We start from the raw sequence: 16,812 nt of genomic DNA on the forward strand, positions 1-16,812 counted from the left end.
GCTCCAATGGCCCGTCATGGGTGACATGCGATTGCGGGAGCTGGCCGGACGTCTCGCCGGGGTCCCAGGGGTGGTCGGCGTGGTGCTCGGGGGCAGCAGGGCTCGTGGGACGCACAGGCCGGACTCCGACATCGATCTCGGCCTGTACTACAGGGGCTCGCTGGACGTGGAGGTGCTGCGGGCACTCGCCCTGGAGGTGAGCGGGCAGAGCGTGGAGGTGACGGCGCCCGGCGGATGGGGGCCGTGGGTCGACGGCGGCGGCTGGCTGACGGTCGAGGGGTGGCGGGTCGACTGGATCTACCGCGACCTGGACAGGGTGCGCGCCGTCTGGGCCGACTGCCTGCGGGGCCGGTACGAGGTGGGTGTCCAGGCGGGGCATCCGCTCGGCTTCTACTCCCACGCCTACGCCGGTGAGGTGGCGATGTGCAAGGTCTTCGCCGATCCCACCGGCGAGATCGGGGAGCTGAAGGCGGCCACGCAGGGCTATCCGGAGCCGCTGGGACGCACGCTGGTCGAAGGGCTGTGGGAGGCCGACTTCGCCGTGCAGTTGGCGCGCTACGGAGTGAAGGGCGACGACCCCGCGTACACGGCGGGGTGCCTGTTCAGGGCGGTGGGGGTCGCCTGCCACGCGCTGCACGGCAGGGCGGGGCGGTGGCTGATCAACGAGAAGGGCATGGTCGCCTCGGCGGCACGGCTGGAGATCGCCCCGGACGGGTTCGCGGAGCGGGTGGCGGCGGTCTTCGCGCAGGGTTCGGTCGACGGGGCCGCCGAGCTGGTCGGGGAGGTGCGGGCATTGACAGGATAACCCTCTTTTCCTACTTTTTATGTAGGCAATGCGGAGAAGAGGAGTCTGTCGTGACCGCTCCCACCGATACACCGGCCTACGCGAGCCCTGCCGACCTGGACGCCTACGGGCCGTACGGGCCTGGCCGGGCGCACACCTCAGCCGGATGGAACCGCCCGATCTATCCCTTCCAGGGACGAATCGGGTCGCGCGAGCATCCGGCGGAGGCGGGGCGCTACCACCTCTACGTCTCGTGGGTGTGCCCCTACGCCCACCGCGCGGTGATCGTCCGCAGGCTGAAGGGCCTGGAGGACGTGATCTCGCTCGCCTACGTCGACGACGAGCGCGACGGGCGCGGGTGGGCGTTCAGGGAGCGGCGAGGACCCGACCCGGTCAACGGGTTCACCTTCCTGGAACAGGCCTACGAGGCCACCGAGAAGGGCTATCTCGGGCACATCTCCGTCCCCGTGCTCTGGGACAGGACGCTCGGCAGGATCGTCAGCAACCACTACCCGGACATCACCATCGACCTGGCCACCCAGTGGTCGTCGGGCGTCGACCTCTACCCGTCCGACCTGCGGCCCGAGATCGACGCGATCAACTCGGGCCTCGACCGCCGGCCCGCCCCCGAGACGCTGGAGCGGCTCGACCGGAGGCTCGGCGACCGCCGCCACCTCTTCGGCGACGTGATCACCGAGTCGGACGTGCGGCTGTGGGTCCACCTGGTCAGGCTCGCGGACCTGTCCGCCTACCCGAACCTGTCCGCCTACGCCCGTGACCTCCACCAGCACCCCGCCTTCGCCGACACCTTCGAGGACGGCCGGTGAGCGGGAAGCGGGTCCACCTGGCCGCCCACTTCCCCGGCGTCAACAACACCACCGTCTGGACCGACCCCCGCTCGCGCAGCCAGATCGACTTCGCCTCCTTCGAACACCTCGCCCGTACGGCCGAGCGCGGCAGGTTCGACTTCTTCTTCCTCGCCGAAGGCCTGCGCCTGCGCGAGCACAAGGGCCGCATCCACGACCTCGACGTCGTCGGCCGCCCCGAATCGCTCACGGTGCTCAGCGCGCTGGCCGCCGTCACCGACAGGCTCGGCCTGGCCGGCACCGTCAACGCCACCTTCAACGAGCCGTACGAACTGGCCAGGCGGCTGTCCACGCTCGACCACCTGAGCGAAGGCCGGGCGGCGTGGAACGTGGTCACCACCTCCGACGCCTTCACGGGGGAGAACTTCAGGCGCGGCGGCTACCTCGACCACGCCGACCGCTACACCAGGGCCGCCGAGTTCGTCGGGCTCGCGCGCGCCCTGTGGGACTCGTGGGCCCCTGGCGAGACTCCCAGGGGGCATGCCATCAGGCCCGGCGCCATCGGCACCGTTCGCCACAGCGGACGGCACTTCACCGTGGAAGGGCGGTTCACGCTGCCGCGCAGCCCGCAGGGGCGTCCGGTCATCATCCAGGCGGGCGACTCCGACAGCGGCAGGGAGTTCGCAGCGGAGACCGCCGACGTCATCTTCAGCAGGCACGGGTCCCTGACCGACGGCAAGGCCTTCTACACCGACGTGAAGCGCAGGCTCCAGCGGTACGGGCGGGAGCCGGACGAGCTGAAGATCATGCCGGCGGCCACGTTCGCGCTCGGCGACACCGACGAGGAGGCGGCGGAGAGGGCCGCCGAGATCCGCAGGCAGCAGGTGGGGCCGCAGACGGCCGTCGCCTTCGTCGAGCAGGTATGGGGCAGGGACCTGTCGGACCACGACCCCGACGGGCCGCTTCCCGATCTGGAAGTGGGGGAGGGCGTGACGCAGGGGCGGGTGCCCATCGGCGACAGGGCGGCGGTGGCCGCCAAGTGGCGGGCACTGGCCGAGGAGAAGCACCTGTCGATCCGCGAGCTGGTCATCGAGGTGACCGGCAGGCAGACGTTCGTCGGCACGCCGGAGAGCGTGGCAGGACAGATCGACCAGCACGTGCAGCAGGACGCGGCCGACGGGTTCGTCCTGGTGCCGCACCTGACGCCCGGCGGGCTCGACGAGTTCGTCGACAGGGTGGTGCCGCTGCTGCAGGAACGGGGCGTGTTCCGCACCGAGTACACCGGCAGGACGCTGCGCGACCACCTCGGCATCGGAGGTCCCCGATGATCCATCTGGCTGCCGCGCTCGACGGCGCGGGCTGGCATCCCGCCGCGTGGCGCGAGCCGACCGCCAGGCCGAACGCGCTGCTGTCCGCCCGGTACTGGGCGGGGCTCGTCGCCGAGGCCGAGCGGGGACTGCTCGACTTCGTGACGATCGAGGACGCGTTCAGCCTGCAGTCGACGCTGCTCGACGGGCCGGACGAGCGGACCGACCAGGTGCGTGGGCGGCTCGACGCCGTCCTGCTCGCGGCCAGGCTCGCGCCGCTGACCAGCAGGATCGGCCTGGTTCCCACGGCGACGACCACGCACACCGAGCCCTTCCACGTGGCCGTCGGCATCGCCACGCTCGATCACGTGAGCAGGGGCAGGGCGGGCTGGCGGGCGCAGATCTCGGCCCGCGCCACCGAGGCCCGGCACTTCGGGCGCAGGGAGCTGCCCTCGCTCGGCGAGGGCCCGCTGCGCGACTTCGCGGGCCTGGAGGGGGACGACAGGGTCAGGGCCCTGCGGGAGGAGACCGTCAGAGATCTGTTCGAGGAGGCGGGCGACGCGGTCGAGGTGGCCAGGCGGCTGTGGGACAGCTGGGAGGACGACGCGGAGATCCGCGATCCGGCCACCGGGCGGTTCATCGATCGCGACAAGCTGCACTACATCGACTTCGAGGGGCGCTTCTTCGCGGTGAAGGGACCGTCCATCACGCCCCGCCCGCCGCAGGGCCAGCCGGTGGTGACGGCGCTGGCGCACTCGGCCATCCCGTACGCGTTCGCGGCTGAGCACGCCGACGTCGTCTACGTGACGCCGCACTCGCGGCAGGACGCGGCCGACATCGTCGCCGAACTGCCCGCCAGGGTGAAGGTCTTCGCCGACCTCGTGGTCTTCCTCGGCAGGGACGCGGCCGAGCGCAAGCAGCGGCTCGACGAGCTCGACGGCGGCGAGCTGGTCTCCGACGCCAAGATCTTCACCGGCACTCCCGAGGAGCTGGCCGACCTGCTGCTGTATTGGCACGAGGCGGGCATCCAGGGCTTCAGGCTGCGGCCTGGAGCGCTGCCGTACGACCTGAAGGCGATCACGCGGGGGCTGACCTCGGCGTTGCGGCGAAGGGGCGCGTTCAGGGACCGGTACGAGGCGGACACGCTGCGCGGGCTGCTCGGCCTCCCTCGCCCCACCAGCCGCTACGGGAAGGCATCATGAAATTTCTTGCCATCACGTTGATTGTTCACAATGACGAGCGATCGCCCACCGAACGTTTCAGGGAGGTCGTCGACAACGCGGTGCTCGCCGAGGAACTGGGCTTCGACGGGTTCGGCGTGGGGGAGCGGCACGAGCGGCCGTTCATCTCCTCGTCCCCGCCGGTGGTGCTCAGCCACATCGCCGCCCGCACCACGCGCATCAGGCTGTTCACCGCCGTCACCACGCTCAGCCTGCTCGACCCCGTCCGCGCGTACGAGGACTACGCCACCCTCGACCACCTGTCGGGCGGCAGGCTCGAACTGATCATCGGCAAGGGCAACGGGGCCGCACAGGCCCAGCTCTTCCACGTCACGCCCGACGACCAGTGGGAACGCAACCGCGAGGGCTACGAGCTCTTCCGCCGGCTCTGGCGCGAGGACAAGGTCACGTGGGAGGGCAGGTTCCGTCCCTCGCTGACCGACGCGGAGACCTGGCCGCGCCCGCTCCAGCGGCCGATCAGGATCTGGCACGGCAGTGCCACCAGCAAGGAGTCGGTCGACCTCGCGGCCTTCTACGGCGACCCGCTCTTCTCCGCGAACGTCACCAACCCCGTCGAACCCTACGCCGAGCTGATCGAGCACTACCGCGAGCGCTGGGCCGCCTACGGCCACGACCCCGCCGACGCCCTCGTCGGAGCCGGTACGGCGGGCTACTACGCGGCCCGCACCTCCCAGGAGGCGCTCGAGACCTACCGGCCGATCTTCGAGGCGAGGATCGCGCTGTTCAGGAAGGTGGGCGTGGACCCCGTCTTCCACACCCTCGAAGACGCCGTCGAGCGCGGCTCCATCCTCGTGGGCAGCCCGCAGCAGATCGTCGACAAGGTCCTGCGCTATCACGAGCGCTTCGGCCACGAGGTCATGCACCTGCACGCCGACGCCGACGGGCTCACCTCCGCGCAGCATCGCGCCGCGCTGGAGCTGTTCCAGTCGGAGATCGCGCCCGTGCTGCGCAAGGAGATCCCCAGTCGCCCGTTCCCGGAGGTGGCCGTATGACGTCGCTGTCCATCCTCGACCTCGCGCCCATCTCCTCCGGCGGTACGGCGGGCCAGGCGCTGCGCAACACCATCGACCTGGCGGTGCGCGCCGAGCAGTACGGCTACCGCAGGTACTGGCTGGCCGAGCACCACTTCGCGGCGGGAGTGGCCAGCTCGGCGCCCGCCGTGCTGATCGCGCTGGTGGCGGCGGCGACGTCGCGGATCAGGGTGGGGTCTGGCGCCGTGCAACTCGGGCACCAGACGCCGCTGTCGGTGGTGGAGCAGTTCGGCCTGATCGACGCGCTGTACCCGGGACGGATCGACCTGGGCATCGGCCGGTCCGGTCAGCGCAGGGCCGAGCTCGCCACCGCAGGGGCGCACCCCACCCCCGCCGCCGGCGCCGTTCAGGAGCCCGGTGATGCCGGGGGGCCGGCAGGCGCGTCCGGCGGGGCGAGGGTGGTCGACGGATTGCTCATCCCCGAGCCGTTCGACTGGTCGGTGCTGGCCAGGCATCCTCAGCTCGCCCTCCAGGCCGCTCTCCTGCAGCAGCCCGGCGCCACCACGCCCGACTTCGCCGAGCAGATCGACCAGGTGCTGGCCTTCCTGCGCGGGACCCACAGGGCGCGAGCCGTACCGGGGACGGGGGCCGAGGTGGAGCTGTGGATCCTCGGCAGCAGCGGCGGCCAGAGCGCGCGGGTGGCGGGCGAGCGCGGCCTGCCGTTCGCCGCGAACTACCACGTGAGCCCCAGTTCGGTGCTGGAGGCGGTCGAGGGCTACAGGAAGGCGTTCCGGCCGTCCGAGGTGCTCGACGAGCCCTACGTGATCGTGTCGGCGGACGCCGTGGTCGCGGAGGACGCGACGACGGCGAGGGAGCTGGCCGGGCCGTACGGGCTGTGGGTGCGCAGCATCCGGACGGGCCAGGGCGCGATCCCCTATCCGAGCCCAGCGGAGGCGGACGCGCACGTCTGGACGGACAGTGACAGGGCCCTGGTCCAGGACAGGATCGACACGCAGTTCGTCGGCGACCCCGACACCGTGGCGGAACGCCTGAGGACCTTGCAGCGGGTGACCGCCGCCGACGAGCTCTTGGTCACGACCATCACCCACGCCCACGCCGACCGGGTGCGCTCCTACGAGCTGCTGGCGAAGGCATGGGCCGATCTCGCCTGATCAACCGACATAAGCTATAAATTCCCTTCTTAAGCCGTCTGAAAAATCTGGAGACGCCCGTGCCCCTCAGCCGCCTGACGGTCTATCCCCTGGGCAGCATGAGCATCACGACCTTCGTCGGGATCATGCTGCTCGTCCAGTGGCCCGAGGGAGACCCGGACAAGGCGCGCGAGGTGGCGGCCGTGTGGCGGCGCATCGCCACACGGGTGGACTCCAGCCTGCGCGACCTGGACGAGGTCGCCGAAGCGGTGTGGAAGACGAACTCGGGCGCCGGCGTCGACGCGTTCGAGGACTACTGGAAGGACCGGCTCAAGCCGTACCCTCCGCAGGTCTCCGCGTACGTGCGCGGCCTGGCCAAGGTGTGCGACGACTACGCCGACGTGCTGGACGACACCCAGCGCAAGATCCTGCAGATGGCGATCATCTCCTACCTGGAGATGCTGATGTTCATGGCGTGGCCGGAGATCGGCGCCATGACCAACTGGATCGCGCGCAGGGCCATGCGCAGGGTGCAGGCCAAGCTCCTGCTCAGGCTGGGCGAGTACGTCTCGGGCAGCCTCTTCTACGCGATCGCCGACCAGGTGATCGTGGACGGCGTCAAGCTCAGCTTCGGCGACGACATCGGCTCGCTGTCGGACAACCTCACCGCCATGGGCAAGAACTTCGCCGCGGCCCTGGTCTTCTACAGCGTGGATCCCGCCAACTTCAAGCGCGTGGAGAAGATCCTTCCCAAGAACGCGGACCTCAACAAGTACGTGGTGTTCCTGGCCGGATCCAGTGTCTTCACCGTGACGGCGAACGCTCTGAACCGGCCGGGCGACATCCTCGACGACCCGGCCAGCCTGCTGCCGACCTGGCAGCAGATGATCAGCAAGCTCCTGGTCGGCGCGGGGCAGCTGGGCAAGGGCTGGAGCCGTTAGAGGCTGTCGTAGAAGCGTCTGGCGTCCTCGAGATACGGGGTCATGGTCTCGCCGACCGTCTCCGACAGCCTGGTGGCGGCGTCGGCCGCGGCGGTGCTCGCGGCTTCGAGGACCGCCTCGGCCAGCGCCTCCGAGCCCAGCTTCATGGCGCGGGGATCGATGGTCAGCCCCGACAGGGCGCCGCCCGGTCTGACCTCCGCGCGGACCATCCCTTCGGCGGCCTCCCCGTGGCCGCGGACGTCTGCCATGCGCTCGCGCGCCTCCTGCAGGGGGCGCATCTCCTCGGCGAAGTCGGCCAGCAGCCTGCGAACCTCGGCGTCGATGGTGGGTTCGGACAAGGGATCTCCGATCAGGGCTTGTAGGTGGGCGGGGCTGGGATCTTGGGCGTGGCCTGGATCGTGGCCCACGTCGCCATGTCGAGTGCCGCCGTCGTCAGGCGCAGGCGGGCGGAGATCTCGGGATAGGCCGCTCGCAGCGCCTCGATGTAGGTGGCGGCGTCGGCGGCGTGCTTGACGTAGTCGTTCTTGAACTTCACCCCCCTTTCGTCGTCGCCCGCGAAATCGCCGATGGCGGCCATGTCGGCGAGGGCGGCCGCGAGGTCGGTGCCGAAGAGCCGGTGCTCGTCGTCGAACGCCTTGGCGGCGGTGCCGAAGGACGAGGTGTGGGCGTCGGTGGTGGGCGGCTGTCCCCCAGGCCGCGGCCCGGGGGAGTCGGGGTCCTTCGGAGGCATGTGAGCCTTTCTCGATCAGCGGTCAGGCGGCGGTGGGCGTGTAGGCGGAGGCGTCGCCTGAGACGACCGTACTGGGACGTCCGTCCACGCCGATGGGCACCTCCCCCGCGATCGTGACCCTGTGCAGCCGGCGGCGCTGGCCGCCGAAGTCGTGCACCACCCTGTGCTGGGTCGCCCTGTTGTCCCAGACGGCCACGTCGCCCGGCGACCAGCGCCAGCGCACGGTGTTCTCCACCTGCGTCACCCGGTCCTGGATGAGCGCGATCACCGAGGCGGAGACGTCCCGCGGCAGCCCCACGAGGTGCTTGGCGAAGTCGCCGAGCAGGATCGAGCGCTCGCCCGTCTCGGGGTGCACGCGGACCACGGGGTGCTCGCTCTCGTAGACGGTGGAGGCGAACACCTCGGCGTACTTCCTGGCCTTCGACGGGTCGTCGGCGGTCGCGATGCGCACGTAGTCGTGGACGTTGGTGTGGACCGCCCGCAGCCCGTTCAGCAGCGTCCTGAGGTCGGAGGGCAGGTTCTCGTAGGCGGCGACCGTGTTGGCCCACAGGGTGTCGCCGCCCGCCGCGGGCACGTCGACGGCACGCAGCACCGAGGCCGTCGGCGGCCGGTCGATGAAGGTCACGTCGGTGTGCCAGCGGTCGACCTTGTGGCCGTTGCTGTAGTCGAGATCCAGGATGTTGCCGTGCCCGTTGAGCGAGGGCACGGTCGGGTGGGCGGTGGTGAGCGGGCCCAGCAGGGCGGCGAAGGCCACCTGGGCGGCCTCGTCGAGGTGGTGCTGGCCGCGGAAGAAGATCACCTTGTGCGCCAGCAGGGCGAGCCTGAGCTCGGCGACGAGATCGGCGGCGAGGTCGCCGCCGAGCCGTACGCCGGAGACCTCGGCGCCGATGGTCCCTGAGACGCGGGTGATGACCGGTGCGGGCATGTCGTGATCCTCCCGTTGACAGCAATTCCTGTATTACCTACTTTTTTAATAGGTTAATCGCTCGGTGACAAGCCATCGCGAAAGGACATCGTTGAACCTTCTCAAGGGCGCGTTGCCCCTCCTCGCCGCCGCCGCCCTTGCCGCGTGCGGATCGACCCAGCAGACCACCACTCCAACGCAAGCCGACGGCGGCACCCTGACCTGGGCGATCGAGACCCAGCCGATCACGTTCAACCCGCACCGGTGGGCGCAGAACAAGGTCAGGCTCCTGGTCTTCAACCAGTTCGACCCGCTGATCACGCGCGACGGATCGGGGAAGTTCGTGCCGTGGCTCGCCAAGGCATGGAAGGCGGACGGGCTCACCTACACCTTCGACCTGCGTGACGACGTGACCTTCCACGACGGCACCCCCTTCGACGCCGCCGCGGTCAAGGCCAACCTCGACCAGTTCGCCGAGCCCGGCTACAACCCGGCCGTCAAGGCCATCCAGCTGCGCGCCTTCGACAGGGCGGAGGTGGTCTCACCCCACACCGTGAAGATCACCCTGAAGGAGCCCGACGCGCTCTTCCTCGACTTCCTCGCCTCGCCCTACGGCGGGCAGGTCTCGCCCGCCTCGCTCAAGGCGGCCAAGGACCTCAAGGCCGGCGGCCCCGACCTGGTCGGAACCGGCCCCTTCATCCTCGACAGGTTCACCCCTGGACAGGAGATCCACTACCGACGCAACCCCGCCTACTTCAAGGGCGCGGCGAGCCTGCGCGAGGTGACCTACCGCATCCTGCCCGAGGCCGCCGTCAGAGTGGGCGCGCTCACCTCGGGACAGGTACAGGTCATCGAAGGCGTGCCCGCCACCGAGCTCAACCTGATCAAGCAGGATCCCGGGCTGACCGTGCGGACGGCCCTCAACTCCGGCACCGCCTTCTCCTACTACTTCAACACCTCGCACGCCCCCTTCGACGACCAGCGCGTACGGCAGGCCTTCCGCGAAGCCGTGAACCTGGACGCCGTCCTGACCTCCGTCTACCAGGGCACCGCCACCAGGGCGTGGAGCATCGTCGGCAGGACGAGCCCGTTCTACGACGCCAGCCTGGAGAAGACCTACGGCGGCGACGCCGCCAAGGCCAACGCCCTGCTCGACGAGGCGGGCTGGAAGCAGCGGGACGCCGAAGGATTCAGGGTGAAGGACGGCAGGCGGCTCACCGTGCGGACCGTCGCCGCCGCCCCCTTCGTCAGGGATCGCCGCGACATCCTGGCGCAGGCCGTACAGGCGCAGGTCAAGCAGACCGCGGGCATCGACTTCCAGGTCAGGATCGTCGACCAGGGGAGCGCGCAGAAGGCCGTCGACGAGGACCAGTACGAGGTCTTCGAGAACTCCCGCGGCGACTCCGACGCTGGCGCCGCGCTCAACCTCATCCTGCCGGCCAAGGGCGCGATCAACCGCACCCGCTACTCCGATCCCGAGGTGGACGCGTGGCTGGCCAAGGCCTCGGCCACCTCCGACCAGGCCGAGCGCGCCGCGCTGTACGCCAAGGTGCAGCAGCGGGTGGTCGCGGAGAAGGCGATCGTCTTCCCGATCTACGTGCCTGCCGACCAGATCGCCGCGAGCAAGGGCGTGACAGGGCTCGGCTTCGATCCGGTCTCCGGCACCCCGAAGAGCGCCTACGACGTGCGGATCGGCACGTGAGACGGCTGCTCAGCGGCCTGGCCGTGCTCTGGGCCGCGGCGACCGCCGCCTACCTGGCGCTGCTGGTGGCACCCGGCGACGTCGTGGACATCCTGGTCGGCGACGGCGCCGACACCCCGCAGATCAGGGCCGAGATCAGCCGCGAGTGGGGGCTCGACCGGCCCGAGATCGTGCAGTACGTCGCCTACCTCGGCAGGCTCGTCCAGGGCGATCTCGGCCGCTCCTACCTGCTCCACCGAGACGTCGGCGCGGTCCTGGCCGACCAGCTGGGGCCGACCGTGGAGCTGATGCTCGCCGCGGGCGGCGTGGGCGTGACGCTCGCCGTGCTCGTCGCCGTCGCCACCGCCGGCAGGGGCAGGTGGATCCGCTCGGCCGTCGCCGCCTTCCAGCTGGTGTCGGTGTCGGTGCCGCCGTTCCTCATCGGCATCCTGCTGCTGTTCGTCTTCTCCTTCTCCCTCGGCTGGTTCCCCGTGTCGGGCGCGAAGGACGCCTCCGCGCTCGTGCTGCCCGCGCTCACGCTCGGCCTGCCGATCGCGGGAGTGCTCGGCCAGGTGCTGAGAGAGGGCCTCGAACGGGCGCTGGAGCAGCCGTTCGCGGTGACCGCGAGAGCGCGGGGCCTGACCGAGCGGGCGCTGGTCGTCAGGCACGCGCTCAGGCACGCGCTGCTCCCCGCCGTCACGCTCGCCGGCTGGCTCACCGGCGGGCTGCTCGGCGGCGCGATCATCACCGAGGCGCTGTACGGCAGGCCGGGCCTCGGCCAGGTCACGCTGAACGCCGTCACCGGACAGGACCTGCCCGTCGTCATGGCGGTCGTCGTGCTCTCAGCCGCCGTCTACGTCGCGATCAGCACGCTGCTCGACCTGGCCTACCGGCTGATCGACCCCAGGCTGAGGAGCGCGTGATGGCCAGAGCGTTCCTCGTGCTGCTCGCGGTGGCCGTCGCCGTGCCGGGCCTGCTGGCCGGCGCGGACCCGCTGACCGCCGACCCGCTGAACGCCCTGACCCCACCAGGCGCCGGGCACTGGTTCGGCAGCGACCACCTCGGGAGGGACATCCTGTCCAGGGTCGTGTACGGCGCGCGCCACTCCCTCAGCATCGGCGTCGCCGCCACGGGCATCGCGGTGGCGGCGGGCGTGCTGCTCGGCCTGACGGCCGGCCTGTCGCCCCGGTGGGCCGACGAGACGCTCGCCCGCTCCTTCGATGTGCTGTCCACGCTCCCCGAGCTGCTGTTCGCCCTGCTCATCATCGCGATCATCGGCCCGGGGACCGGCAACGTGATCTTCGCGATCGCCGTCGCCCAGATCCCGAACTACGCCCGCGTCATCCGCGCGCAGACCTTCGTCGTCAGGCGCGCCGGCTACGTCGAGCAGGCCGTCACCTTCGGCAGGCCCCGCCTGGCGATCGTCGCAGGGCACGTGCTGCCCAACGTGCTCGCGCCCATCCCCGTGCTGGCCACCATCGGCCTCGGCACGGCCGTCATCGCCGCCTCCGGGCTCAGCTTCCTCGGCATGGGGCCCCAGCCGCCCGCCGCCGAGTGGGGCGCGATGCTGTCCGAGGCCCGCAACTACCTGCGCGTCGCCTGGTGGGAGGCGTTCTTCCCCGGAGCGGCGATCACCCTGACCGTCGTCTGCCTGACCGTGATCGGCCGGCGCCTGCAGCGCCGCTTCGAAGGGAGGACCCCGTGAGCCTGGTCAACGTCAAAGGCCTGCGCGTCAGCTTCGACGGCGACGAGGTCGTGCACGACGTCTCGCTGTCGATCGCGCCCGGCGAGTGCGTGGCCATCGTGGGCGAGTCGGGCTCGGGCAAGAGCGTCACCGCGCGGTCGCTGCTGGGACTGGCCGGCCCCGGCGCCACGGTCGAGGCCGACCTCTTCGAGATCGGCGGCAGGGACGCGCTCGCGTTCGGCCCCCGGGAGTGGCGGCGGCTGCGCGGCCGCTTCGCCGGGCTCGTGCTGCAGGACGCGCTCGTCTCGCTCGACCCGCTGCGCACGGTCGGGGCGGAGGTGGCCGAGGTGCTCAGGGTCCACGACGTCGTGCCGCGCGCCCGCCGTAGCGAGCGGGTGCTGGACCTGCTGGAGCGGGTCGGCGTCCCCGACCCTGCCGCGAGGATCGGGCAGCGCCCGCACCAGCTGTCGGGCGGGCTGCGCCAGCGGGTGCTGATCGCCTCCGCCATCGCCGCCGAACCCGCTCTGATCATCGCCGACGAGCCGACCACCGCGCTCGACGTCACCGTCCAGGCGCAGATCCTGCGCCTGCTCGCCGAGCGCAAGGCCGCGGGCACCGCGCTGCTGCTCATCAGCCACGACCTGGCCGTCGTCTCCTCCATCGCCGACCGTGTCCTGGTCATGAAGGACGGTCGCCTGGCCGGCGAAGGGGCCGACCTCGCCCCGTCCCCGCACACCGTCAGCCGTCCCGCCCCCGACTACGCCACCCCCGTCCTGACCGCCTCGAACCTGTCCCTGCGGTACGGCTCCCGCCAGGCTCTCGACGACGTCTCCCTCACCCTGCACAGGGGCGAGACCCTCGGCGTCGTCGGCGAGTCGGGCTCGGGCAAGACCACGCTCGCCAGGCTCCTGCTCGGCCTGGCCGAACCCGCAACCGGGCGGATCGACCTGCACGGGCGGCAGTGGAGCCACCTGCCCGAACGCGTGAGACGTCCGTGGCGCTCGATGATCCAGATCGTCTCCCAGAGCCCCCTCGACTCCTTCGACCCCCGCCACACCGTCGGAAGGCTCGTGGCCGAACCCCTCGCGAACTCGCCCAGGCCCGTGCGCAGGGCCAGGGCGCTCGAGCTGCTGGAGCGCGTCGGCCTGCCCGCCTCGGCCGCCGACCGGCACCCCCGGCAGCTGTCCGGCGGCCAGCGGCAGCGGGTCGCCATCGCGAGGGCACTGGCGGGCCGGCCCGACGTGCTCGTCTGCGACGAACCGGTCAGCGCCCTCGACGTCTCCATCCAGGCCCAGGTGCTCGACCTGCTCGCCGGCCTGCAGACCGAGTACGGCACCGCGATGGTCTTCATCTCCCACGACCTCGGCGTGGTCCACCGGCTGGCCGACAGGGTCATGGTCATGAAGGAAGGACAGGTGGTGGAGGAGGGAGAGGCCGACGCCGTGTTCCTCAGGTCGCGGCACCCCTACACCGAGGAACTGGTCGCGGCCGTGCCCGGACTGGCTATCGGCTGAACGCCGCGGCGCGGACGCCACGCCGTACGAGTGCGGGAAGGCACAGCGCGGTGCCGAACGCGCCGATCCACACCGCGGCCGACAGCCCGGCCAGCGCCGTGACGGCGGCGGCCAGCAGAGCGCCGAGCGACATCGCGCCCCAGATCAGGAAGCGGTGCACCGAGCCGACCCTGCCGAGCAGCTCGGCGGGGGCGGCCGTGTGCCGCACCGTCAGCGAGGTCGGGCCGAACGCCCCCTCGCCCACGCAGTGCACGATGCTGCCCGCCACCAGCCCGACGGCGCCCACCTGCGCGCCCAGGACCGGCATCGACAGCAGTCCCGCCACTGACAACGCCGCCGCGCCTACCAGCGTGCGCGGCGCCCCGAACCTGCGCACCAGCCGCGCCGAGGCGAGGTTGCCGATCGGGAAGCCGGCCGCGGCCGCGCCGAGCACCACGCCGATCCACTGCGGCGACAGGCCCAGCACGTCACGGCAGTAGAGCACCAGGCTCGTCTCCACCATCGACAGGAACAGCACGTAGGTCGTGCCGCACGAGATGATCGGCTCCAGCAGCGGGTGCCCGGCCACGAAGCGCAGGCCCTCCACGATGTCCCTGCGTAGCCAGCCGCGTTCACGGGCGGCCGCCTGCCGTACCGGCTCCCTGTGCCTGATCAGCGTCAGCGACAGCACCGAGGCGAGGAAACTGACCACGTTGGCGGCGATCGCGCCGACCACCCCGAGCGCGTGAATGAGCGGGCCCGCGACCATCGGGCCCACCGCGTTCGCCGCGGACTCCGACAGCGACAGGCGGGCGTTGCCGATGTGCAGGCGCTCGCGGTCGTGGATCAGGGTGGGCAGATAGGAGGAGTAGGCCACCTGGAAGAACACCACGGCGCACCCGCTCAGCAGCACCAGCCCGAGCAGCAGCGGAAAGGTCAGCAGTCCGGCGGCGAGCAGCACCCACACCGCGCCGAACGCGACCGCCTGCACGCCGTCGCACACCAGCATCACCGTACGGCGCGGCAACCGGTCGACGATCGCCCCCGCGGGCAGGCCGAGCGGAAGGAAGGGAAGGAACAAGGCGAAAGGCAACAGAGCCGCCTGCGCGGGCGAGACCCCCAGCGCGGTCACGGCGACCAGCGGAAGCGCCAGCTTCATGAACTGGTCGCCGAACAAGGACAGCGACTGCCCGGCCCAGAGCAGGCCGAAGTCGCGGCGGACGTCATCCATACGTAGAAGCACGACGTCGTAGCCTGCTGCCCCGGTGGGCGGCCCGGCTGGCGGGATTCGGACGACGCGTTTACGAGGTCCGGAACCCGCTACCGAGCTCGGCCCTCGTGGGCAGGCCCTGCCAGTCGCTCGCGCTGGTCACCGCGGCGGCGCCGAGCATGGTGCCCCTGGCCAGCCGCTCCTGCGCAGTGAGCCCTTCGAGCACGGCGCTGAGGTAACCGGCGACGAACGCCTCTCCCGCGCCCATGGTGTCGACGACGGGCACGGACAGCGCGGGCGCGTCGTAGCGCACCCCGCCCGAGCGCACGCTGGCCCCCTTGGCGCCGCGCGTGACGACGACCTGCCTGTCGGCGGTGAGGGCGGGTTTGACCAGGTCGAGCTCGTCCTGCCTGACGAAGAGGATCGAACTCTTCCTGGCCAGCTCGCCCAGCACCTCCTCGGCCTCGCTCAGCGAAGGCCACAGGGCGGGCAGGTAGTCGACCGCCATCGACACGGGCACGCCCGCGGTCATGGCGGCGCCGACGGCGGTCTCGACGGCCTCGCGCGGGTCGAGGCCGAGCGCCGGGGTGACACCTGTGACATGCAGCAGTCGACAGGCGGCGATCCTGTCGATGGGAACGTTCCCCGGCGACAGCCGCGAGCCCGCCGACCTGGTGCGGTAATGGGTGAGGCGCGGGTCGTGACCGACTCTCGACTCCTTCAGCAGCAGCCCCGTGGGCGCGGTGCCGTCCTCGCGCATGTCCGTGACGTCGACGCCCTCGCCGCGCAGGACCGTGGTGATCCTGGCGCCCAGCTCGTCGGCCCCCACCTTGCCCAGGAAACTCACCTGATGACCCAGCCTGGCCAGCGCGATCGCCAGGGTGAGCTCCGGCCCTCCCACGTCGAGTCCGGCCTCGCTGTCGTGACGAACCCTGCCACTGGACACCACGCCGAGGGCTTCGCCCATCGTGTAGACGTCGATCATGTGACGAACACTACAGAGTTATGAATTTTCACATCAGAACCGCAGGTCGCAGCGATGCCTCTTTTATGATCAAAACTTTTTCCCCTCTTGAGCCAACCTTTTCCGATCCGGCCGCCTCTAAGTAAAGAGAGGGGGTCGGGCAATCCCGAGCTTGACCCCATCGACACATCGATACGGGGAGAGGAATCAGCACCCTCATGAAGAAGATCGCAGCAGGCCTCATCGCCGCCACCATGGGTGGCGCTCTGCTTGTCACCGGCGGTACCGCCGCCCAGGCTCGTACGGCCCTGGACGTTCAGATCCAGGACATCCAGCCTGACCCCGTCGTCGTCGCCAAGGGCGGCGAGACGACGGCCACGTTCTTCGTCGAGGCCACGAAGGGCGCCAAGGTCGAGCTCAGGGTCGAGCCCGTCGGCAACATGCGCACGTTCGCCGCCAAGAACGTCAGCGTCATCCCCAACGGCGACAACTGGAAGTTCACGGTCCCCTTCACCTCCGGTGACGAGGGCAACTGGCGCGCCATCGCCACGGCCTCCAAGGACAACGAGACCGACCGCGACAAGTCGACCTTCGAGGTCACCGTCAAGGGCGGCAAGGCCGACACCCGCATCACCAGCTTCAGGGCCAACCCTGACCCGGTGAAGAAGGGCCGCACCATCTGGTTCTCCGGCCGCCTGCAGGTGGACGACGAGGGCTGGGACGGCCTGCGCGGCGGCGAGGTCGAGATCTACTTCCGCGCCAGCGGCTCCAGCGGCTGGAAGTACGTCACCAGCACCGACAGCCGGTGGGGCGGCAAGTTCTCCGCCAAGACCCGCGCGTGGAAGAGCGGCACGTTCAAGGCCGTCTACGACGGTGACGACGACACCAACGGTTCGGAGAGCCGCACCGACTGGGTCCGCGTCTACAGCTGGCACCACTGAGCAT

At 70.7% G+C, this 16,812-nt stretch carries 17 protein-coding genes; 12 read left to right on the forward strand and 5 right to left on the reverse strand.

Annotated features, from left to right (window positions below; genetic code table 11):
* Positions 1 to 16: 16 nt before the first annotated feature.
* From AC3EO4_RS16980 to AC3EO4_RS17010, 7 genes are all read left to right on the forward strand, one after another.
* The gene (locus tag AC3EO4_RS16980; RefSeq protein WP_431896467.1) at positions 17 to 805 is read left to right on the forward strand and encodes a nucleotidyltransferase domain-containing protein; all 789 of its coding nucleotides are present in this window, start codon (positions 17 to 19) and stop codon (positions 803 to 805) included.
* Between the two features lie 50 nt (positions 806 to 855).
* Positions 856 to 1,611, forward strand: coding sequence for a glutathione S-transferase C-terminal domain-containing protein (locus tag AC3EO4_RS16985; RefSeq protein WP_431896469.1), 756 nt, complete (start codon positions 856 to 858; stop codon positions 1,609 to 1,611).
* A complete protein-coding gene (locus tag AC3EO4_RS16990; protein ID WP_431896471.1) occupies positions 1,608 to 2,918 on the forward strand; it encodes an NtaA/DmoA family FMN-dependent monooxygenase in 1,311 nt (436 codons plus the stop codon). The genes AC3EO4_RS16985 and AC3EO4_RS16990 overlap by 4 nt, the downstream gene beginning before the upstream one ends.
* A complete protein-coding gene (locus tag AC3EO4_RS16995; protein WP_431896473.1) occupies positions 2,915 to 4,099 on the forward strand; it encodes an LLM class flavin-dependent oxidoreductase in 1,185 nt (394 codons plus the stop codon). Before AC3EO4_RS16990 ends, AC3EO4_RS16995 begins: the two co-directional genes overlap by 4 nt.
* On the forward strand, positions 4,096 to 5,130 hold the full coding sequence (locus AC3EO4_RS17000) for an LLM class flavin-dependent oxidoreductase (RefSeq protein WP_379576504.1): 1,035 nt from the start codon (positions 4,096 to 4,098) through the stop codon (positions 5,128 to 5,130). The genes AC3EO4_RS16995 and AC3EO4_RS17000 overlap by 4 nt, the downstream gene beginning before the upstream one ends.
* Positions 5,127 to 6,281 (forward strand): MsnO8 family LLM class oxidoreductase, encoded by a 1,155-nt coding sequence (locus tag AC3EO4_RS17005; protein WP_431896474.1) that lies wholly within the window; start codon positions 5,127 to 5,129, stop codon positions 6,279 to 6,281. The genes AC3EO4_RS17000 and AC3EO4_RS17005 overlap by 4 nt, the downstream gene beginning before the upstream one ends.
* 98 nt (positions 6,282 to 6,379) lie before the next feature.
* Entirely contained in the window at positions 6,380 to 7,201 is an 822-nt protein-coding gene (locus AC3EO4_RS17010; RefSeq protein WP_379576508.1) for a WXG100-like domain-containing protein, read from the forward strand.
* Here the strand turns inward: AC3EO4_RS17010 and AC3EO4_RS17015 are convergent.
* From AC3EO4_RS17015 to AC3EO4_RS17025, 3 genes are read right to left on the reverse strand one after another with little or no spacing between them, the layout of a single operon-like run.
* Positions 7,198 to 7,539 (reverse strand): YbaB/EbfC family nucleoid-associated protein, encoded by a 342-nt coding sequence (locus tag AC3EO4_RS17015; protein ID WP_379576510.1) that lies wholly within the window; start codon positions 7,537 to 7,539, stop codon positions 7,198 to 7,200. The two genes, AC3EO4_RS17010 and AC3EO4_RS17015, sit on opposite strands and share 4 nt — an antisense overlap.
* An 11-nt stretch (positions 7,540 to 7,550) precedes the next feature.
* Complete coding sequence (locus AC3EO4_RS17020) at positions 7,551 to 7,931, reverse strand: hypothetical protein (protein WP_379576512.1); 381 nt, start codon at positions 7,929 to 7,931, stop codon at positions 7,551 to 7,553.
* Positions 7,932 to 7,953: 22 nt separating this feature from the next.
* Complete coding sequence (locus AC3EO4_RS17025; protein WP_431896477.1) at positions 7,954 to 8,856, reverse strand: TauD/TfdA dioxygenase family protein; 903 nt, start codon at positions 8,854 to 8,856, stop codon at positions 7,954 to 7,956.
* A gap of 91 nt (positions 8,857 to 8,947) precedes the next feature.
* Between AC3EO4_RS17025 and AC3EO4_RS17030 the strand changes: the two genes are divergently transcribed.
* Genes AC3EO4_RS17030 through AC3EO4_RS17045 form a run of 4 tightly spaced genes read left to right on the forward strand, consistent with a single transcriptional unit; the run spans position 8,948 to position 13,714 of the window.
* Positions 8,948 to 10,537 (forward strand): ABC transporter substrate-binding protein, encoded by a 1,590-nt coding sequence (locus tag AC3EO4_RS17030; protein ID WP_431896479.1) that lies wholly within the window; start codon positions 8,948 to 8,950, stop codon positions 10,535 to 10,537.
* A complete protein-coding gene (locus AC3EO4_RS17035; protein ID WP_379576517.1) occupies positions 10,534 to 11,439 on the forward strand; it encodes an ABC transporter permease in 906 nt (301 codons plus the stop codon). Before AC3EO4_RS17030 ends, AC3EO4_RS17035 begins: the two co-directional genes overlap by 4 nt.
* A complete protein-coding gene (locus AC3EO4_RS17040; protein WP_431896481.1) occupies positions 11,439 to 12,221 on the forward strand; it encodes an ABC transporter permease in 783 nt (260 codons plus the stop codon). The genes AC3EO4_RS17035 and AC3EO4_RS17040 overlap by 1 nt, the downstream gene beginning before the upstream one ends.
* Entirely contained in the window at positions 12,218 to 13,714 is a 1,497-nt protein-coding gene (locus tag AC3EO4_RS17045) for a dipeptide ABC transporter ATP-binding protein (protein ID WP_431896483.1), read from the forward strand. The genes AC3EO4_RS17040 and AC3EO4_RS17045 overlap by 4 nt, the downstream gene beginning before the upstream one ends.
* Here the strand turns inward: AC3EO4_RS17045 and AC3EO4_RS17050 are convergent.
* Entirely contained in the window at positions 13,704 to 14,924 is a 1,221-nt protein-coding gene (locus AC3EO4_RS17050; RefSeq protein WP_431896485.1) for an MFS transporter, read from the reverse strand. The two genes, AC3EO4_RS17045 and AC3EO4_RS17050, sit on opposite strands and share 11 nt — an antisense overlap.
* 70 nt (positions 14,925 to 14,994) lie before the next feature.
* The gene (locus AC3EO4_RS17055) at positions 14,995 to 15,888 is read right to left on the reverse strand and encodes a sugar kinase (protein ID WP_379576525.1); all 894 of its coding nucleotides are present in this window, start codon (positions 15,886 to 15,888) and stop codon (positions 14,995 to 14,997) included.
* Positions 15,889 to 16,085: 197 nt separating this feature from the next.
* Here AC3EO4_RS17055 and AC3EO4_RS17060 point away from each other — a divergent pair, with 197 nt between their 5' ends.
* Positions 16,086 to 16,808 carry a hypothetical protein gene (locus tag AC3EO4_RS17060; protein ID WP_379576527.1) on the forward strand — a complete coding sequence of 241 codons (723 nt, stop codon included), beginning with the start codon at positions 16,086 to 16,088 and terminating at the stop codon, positions 16,806 to 16,808.
* The last annotated feature ends 4 nt before the right edge of the window (positions 16,809 to 16,812 follow it).

Source organism: Nonomuraea sp. bgisy101 (assembly GCF_057708945.1).